The sequence below is a fragment of the Pseudomonas sp. JV245A genome (assembly GCF_032424515.1).
Taxonomy (GTDB): domain Bacteria; phylum Pseudomonadota; class Gammaproteobacteria; order Pseudomonadales; family Pseudomonadaceae; genus Aquipseudomonas; species Aquipseudomonas protegens.
In genome coordinates this window covers 1-4,959 of sequence record NZ_VYKE01000240.1, presented here as the reverse complement: position 1 = coordinate 4,959, position 4,959 = coordinate 1, and the positions used below count along the sequence as shown (strand labels likewise).

The following is a 4,959-nucleotide window of genomic DNA, read 5'->3' as shown; positions in this document are numbered from 1 at the left end:
CCGGCTGCCCGGGTTCTGCTCAAGAGCGCCAGTGGCGCGCGCCTGGTCAGCGACCCCTGGAACCCTCAGGAGCAGGCGGCATGAGCAGCCTGCTGGTGTTTCCGGGCCAGGGCGCGCAGCAGCCGGGGATGCTCCAGCGTCTGCCGCAAAGCCCGCAAGCGCGGGCCTGCCTGCAAGAGGCCAGCGATGTGTTGGGGCAGGACGTACTGACGCTGGATTCACCCCAAGCCCTGGCCAGCACCCGGGCGGTGCAGCTGTGCCTGCTGATCGCCGGCGTGGCGGCGGCGCGCACTCTGTTGCAGCCCGATACTCGGGTGAACTACGTGGCGGGCCTGTCCATCGGCGCCTATCCGGCGGCGGTGGTGGCCGGGGCCCTGGAGTTTGCCGACGCCTTGCGCCTGGTGAGCCTGCGGGGTGAGTTGATGCAGCAGGCTTATCCACAGGGCTATGGCATGACCGCATTGATCGGCCTGGAACTGGCGGCGGTGGAAGGGCTGCTGGCCCAGGTCCACAGCCCGCAGAGGCCGGTGTACCTGGCCAATATCAACGCCGACAACCAGGTGGTGATCGCCGGCAGCGATGCCGCGATGCATGCCGTGGCCGAGTTGGCCCGGGGTTGCGGGGTCGGCGTGGCCAAGCGCCTGGCGGTCAGCGTGCCGTCCCATTGCCCACTGCTGGAACAACCGGCCCAGGCTCTGGCTGCCGCCTTTGCCGAGGTACCCCTGCAACTGCCGAAGCTGGGCTACCTCAGTGGCAGCCGAGCGCGGCCCATGCGCTCCGTGGAAGCGTTGCGCGACGACCTGGCCTTCAACATGTGCCGCGTCGTCGACTGGCGCGGCACGGTGCAAAGCGCCTACGAGCGCGGGGTGCGCCTGCAGATCGAATTGCCTCCCGGCGCGGTACTGACCGGGCTGGCCCGCCGGGTGTTTGCCCAAGGGACGGTGATCGCCTTCGACGGCGCGCGCCTGGACACCCTGCAAGCCCTGTTGAGTGAGGAGGGAAGCCGCGACCGATAGAGCACCGACTCAGGCTGACGAAGCACAAGAACAACAACTTCGACGATGCACTTTGAGGACTACGACAATGATTATCTACGGTGTGGCCTTCCTGGCCTTTTGTACCCTGGTGGGTATTTTCATCGGTGAGCTGCTGGGCAAATTGATCGGCGTGCCGGCCAATGTCGGCGGGGTCGGTATCGCCATGCTGCTGTTGATCGGCCTGGGCAGTTACCTGCACAAGCGCGGGCTGTTCGCCGGCAAGTCCGAACAGGGCGTGGAGTTCTGGGGCGCAGTGTACATCCCCATCGTGGTGGCCATGGCCGCCCAGCAGAACGTCTATGGCGCGCTCAAGGGCGGTCCGATGGCGATTCTCGCCGGTACCTTGGCGGTGGTGATCGCCTTCGCCCTGGTACCGGTGCTGGTGCGCATCGGCAACAAGGCGCCTGATGCTGCCGTTGCTCAGAAAACAGTGGGGTAAGGGCCATGTACGAATCGATGATGAAGGTCATTACCGGCTACGGGCTGATCAGCGGCTTTGCGGTGATCGGGATCACCATGTGGGTGTCCTACTGGATCTCCAACACCTTTACCAAGGGCCGCCTGCACGGCTCGGCCATCGCCATTCTGCTGGGGCTGGTGCTGTCCTATGTGGGCGGTGCTTTCACCGGTGGGCAGAAGGGCGTGGTGGACATTCCGCTGCTCTCGGGCATCGGCCTGCTGGGCGGGGCAATGCTGCGGGACTTCGCGATTGTCGCCACGGCCTTCGGGGTCAGTGTCGAGGAGCTCAAGCGCGCCGGATTCGTCGGCGTACTGGCGCTGTTCGTCGGGGTCGGCTCGTCCTTTGTGGCTGGAGTCGGCGTGGCCATGGCCTTTGGGTATACCGATGCGGTGAGCCTGACCACCATTGGCGCCGGGGCGGTGACCTACATCGTCGGTCCGGTGACCGGGGCGGCGATTGGCGCCAGTTCCGAAGTCATGGCGCTGTCGATTGCCGCGGGCTTGATCAAGGCGATCCTGGTGATGGTGATGACGCCGTTCGTGGCGCCGTTGATCGGCCTCAACAACCCGCGCAGCGCGGTGATCTTCGGCGGCCTGATGGGCACCTCCAGCGGTGTTGCCGGGGGGCTGGCGGCCACCGATCCGAAGTTGGTGCCCTACGGTTGCCTGACGGCGGCGTTCTACACCGCCCTGGGTTGCCTGCTGGGGCCGTCGTTGCTGTTCCTGCTGATGCGCGGCCTGCTGGGCGCGTAGGCACCGGCCTCTAGGTACTTTGCCGGTTGGCGTACATCCGGCATTCGGCCAGGAGCGCCAACAGGTTCGGGTCGCGCTCCTTGGCCTTGAGAAACACCACGCCGATATGCTGCTGCAGGCGGTAGCGCGCCTGCAGTGGTATCAGTTTCACGCGGTTCTCATACACCGCCGCGATCCTTCCCGGCAGCAACGCATAACCGACCCCGGAGCTGACCATGCTCAGCAGGGTGAAGATGTCGTTGACCTGCATCGCCACCTTGGGTTCGAACCCCGCCTGCTTGAACACTCGCACCCCGTCCTGATGGGTGGCAAAGCCCTGGGTCAGGGTGATGAAGGTGGCGTCGCGCACGTCGGCCAGGTCCACTTCGCTCTGCTGGGCAAAGGGCGAATCGGCGGGGGTGGCGAGAAAAATGTCATCGGAAAACAACGGCAGTTGCTCGCAGTCCGGGTCATGGGCGCTGTCGTCCAGGGAAATCAGGATGGCGTCCACTTCCATGTTCTTGAGCTTGTACAACAGGTCGATGTTGGAGCCCAGGATCAGGTCGATGTTCAGCTCGCTGCGGCGCAGCTTGAGGCCCATGATCAGCTGCGGCACGGTTTTCACCGTTAGCGAGTAAAGTGCGCCGAGCTTGAAGCGTTCTGCTGAAAAGCCCGCGGCTTCGCGGGTCAGGCGCACGCTCTCGACCACGTCCTGCACCAGCTTCTGTGCCCGTTCTTCCAGGACGAAGGCGCTTTCCAGGGGCGTCAGGTTGCGCCCTTCATGCTTGAACAGCGGGCAGCGCAGGGCATTTTCCAGGGAGTGGATGGCCCGGTGCACGCTGACATTGCTGGTCTGCAACTCGGCGGCAGCGCGTGCCAGGTTGCCGGTGCGCATGAAGGCCAGAAACACTTCGAGCTTTTTCAGGGTCAACTCTTCGTCGATGAGCATGGTCCGGACTCTGCTGAGGAGGGGCTGATGATGCCCGATCGGTCAGGACGTGGCCGCTGGTTTTTTCTCGGCCGCGCCCCAATAGACATATTGCGCTTTCAAGCTGCAGGCCTGAGCCTTGCGTGTTTTTTCAATGTTTCAAGGGTGAGCGACTGATGTATCACGGAGAAAGATTCAACGCCTGGACCCACCTGCTGGGGGCAATCGCGGCGTTTATCGGCGGCATCTGGCTGGTGGTGCTGGCCAGCCTGGATGGCAGCCCGTGGAAGATCGTCAGCGTGGCGATCTATTCCTTCACCTTGCTGGTGCTCTACAGCGTGTCCACGGTCTACCACAGCGTGCGCGGACGGGCGAAGAACATCATGCAGAAGGTTGATCATTTTTCGATCTACCTGCTGATTGCCGGCAGTTACACGCCGTTCTGTCTGGTGACCCTGCGCGGGCCCTGGGGCTGGACCCTGTTCGGCATCGTCTGGGGGCTGGCGCTGATCGGCATCCTCCAGGAGATCAAGCCGCGCTCCGAGGCGCGGATTCTCTCCATCGTGATCTACGCGGTGATGGGCTGGATCGTCCTGGTGGCGGTCAAGCCGCTGCTGGCGGCCCTGGGGCCAGCCGGCTTCGCCTGGCTGGCCACGGGCGGGGTGCTGTACACCGTGGGCATCATCTTCTTTGCCCTCGACAGCCGCCTGCGTCATGCCCACGGCATCTGGCACCTGTTCGTGATCGCCGGCAGCCTGCTGCATTTCGTCGCGATCCTGTTCTACGTCCTGTAGCGGCCGGCTGGCCGGCGCAGCGGGTCCTCTGGATTTGCGCCGGGCTGGCGGACGCCTTCGCTGGCAAGCCAGCTCCTACGGGGCGTTGTGGATTGGTGTAGGAGCCGGCTTGCCGGCGAAGAGGCCCTCTGGATTTGCACCGTGCTGGCGGACGCTTTCGCTGGCAAGCCAGCTCCTACGGGGCGTTGTGGATTGGTGCAGGAGCCGGCTTGCCGGCGAAGAGGCCCTCTGGATTAGCACCGGGCTGGCGGACGCTTTCGCTGGCAAGCCAGCTCCTACGGGGCGGGGCGTTGTGGATTGGTGTAGGAGCCGGCTTGCCGGCGAAGGGGGCCTCTGGATTTGCACCGTGCTGGCGGACGTTTTCGCTGGCAAGCCAGCTCCTACAAGGGGCGGTCGAGCTGGGCCCGGGCCTGGCGGGCGAAGATTTCCAGCAGGCTGGCCAGGGTGTGGGGCGGCGGTTCTGCGGCGCGGGTCACGGCGTACAGGGTGATCGGCAGCGGCGGGCTCAAGGGGCGGATAGCGGTGTTGGCCGTTGAGGCGCCCAGGGCGGTGAAGGGGTCAATCAGGGCCAGCCCGGCGCCGGACTCGACCATGGCCCGGGCCAGGGAATAGGTCTGCACGGCAATGCTCACCCGCGGCGGCGGCTCCACCGACTTAAGGTAGCTGTCGAGCCGGGCCGACAACGGGTCGGCGCTGCTCAGGCCAATCAGTGGCGCGTCCGCCAGCTCCTGCAGCGCCAGGGGCTGGCCGCGGCTGTGCTCGGGCCAGAAGCCCAGCGGCGCCAGGGCCACCAGCACACCCTGGGCCAGGGGTTGGGCGCTCAGGCCCGGGTGATCCGGGGGTTGCAGGGTCAGCGCCAGGTCAATTTCGCGCATTAGCAGGTTCTGTACCAGCTCGCGGCTATGGGCGCTGGACAGTTCGCACAGGCTGTCCGGGTAAAGGCGGGTCCATTCACTGATGGCGGGCGGCAGCAAGGCCAGGGCCAGGGCCGGTGTGGCGCCGATGCGCA

Annotated in this window: 6 protein-coding genes and 1 pseudogene; 5 read left to right on the top strand and 2 right to left on the bottom strand. The window is 65.4% G+C overall.

Annotated features, from left to right (window positions below):
* From F6S12_RS29655 to madM, 4 genes and pseudogenes are all read left to right on the top strand, one after another.
* A pseudogene (locus F6S12_RS29655) lies at positions 1 to 84 on the top strand (phosphoribosyl-dephospho-CoA transferase); the annotation flags it as partial.
* Positions 81 to 1,016 (top strand): malonate decarboxylase subunit epsilon, encoded by a 936-nt coding sequence (gene mdcH / locus F6S12_RS29650; RefSeq protein WP_019095277.1) that lies wholly within the window; start codon positions 81 to 83, stop codon positions 1,014 to 1,016. The pseudogene F6S12_RS29655 and the gene mdcH, both read left to right, overlap by 4 nt.
* A gap of 67 nt (positions 1,017 to 1,083) precedes the next feature.
* Positions 1,084 to 1,476: a malonate transporter subunit MadL gene (madL, locus tag F6S12_RS29645; protein WP_060841513.1), complete on the top strand. Its 393-nt coding sequence runs from the start codon at positions 1,084 to 1,086 to the stop codon at positions 1,474 to 1,476.
* Positions 1,477 to 1,481: 5 nt separating this feature from the next.
* Positions 1,482 to 2,249 carry a malonate transporter subunit MadM gene (gene madM, locus F6S12_RS29640; protein WP_016968745.1) on the top strand — a complete coding sequence of 256 codons (768 nt, stop codon included), beginning with the start codon at positions 1,482 to 1,484 and terminating at the stop codon, positions 2,247 to 2,249.
* 10 nt (positions 2,250 to 2,259) lie between these two features.
* Here madM and F6S12_RS29635 read toward each other — a convergent pair whose 3' ends face one another.
* A complete protein-coding gene (locus F6S12_RS29635) occupies positions 2,260 to 3,177 on the bottom strand; it encodes a LysR substrate-binding domain-containing protein (protein WP_077934903.1) in 918 nt (305 codons plus the stop codon).
* Positions 3,178 to 3,332: 155 nt separating this feature from the next.
* On the opposite strand from F6S12_RS29635, the gene trhA reads away from it, so the two are divergent.
* Positions 3,333 to 3,950, top strand: coding sequence for a PAQR family membrane homeostasis protein TrhA (gene trhA, locus F6S12_RS29630; protein ID WP_011063984.1), 618 nt, complete (start codon positions 3,333 to 3,335; stop codon positions 3,948 to 3,950).
* A gap of 380 nt (positions 3,951 to 4,330) precedes the next feature.
* On the opposite strand, the gene F6S12_RS29625 is transcribed toward trhA, so the two are convergent.
* A partial coding sequence (locus F6S12_RS29625; protein ID WP_315869678.1) for a LysR substrate-binding domain-containing protein occupies positions 4,331 to 4,959 on the bottom strand: 629 nt, incomplete at its 5' end.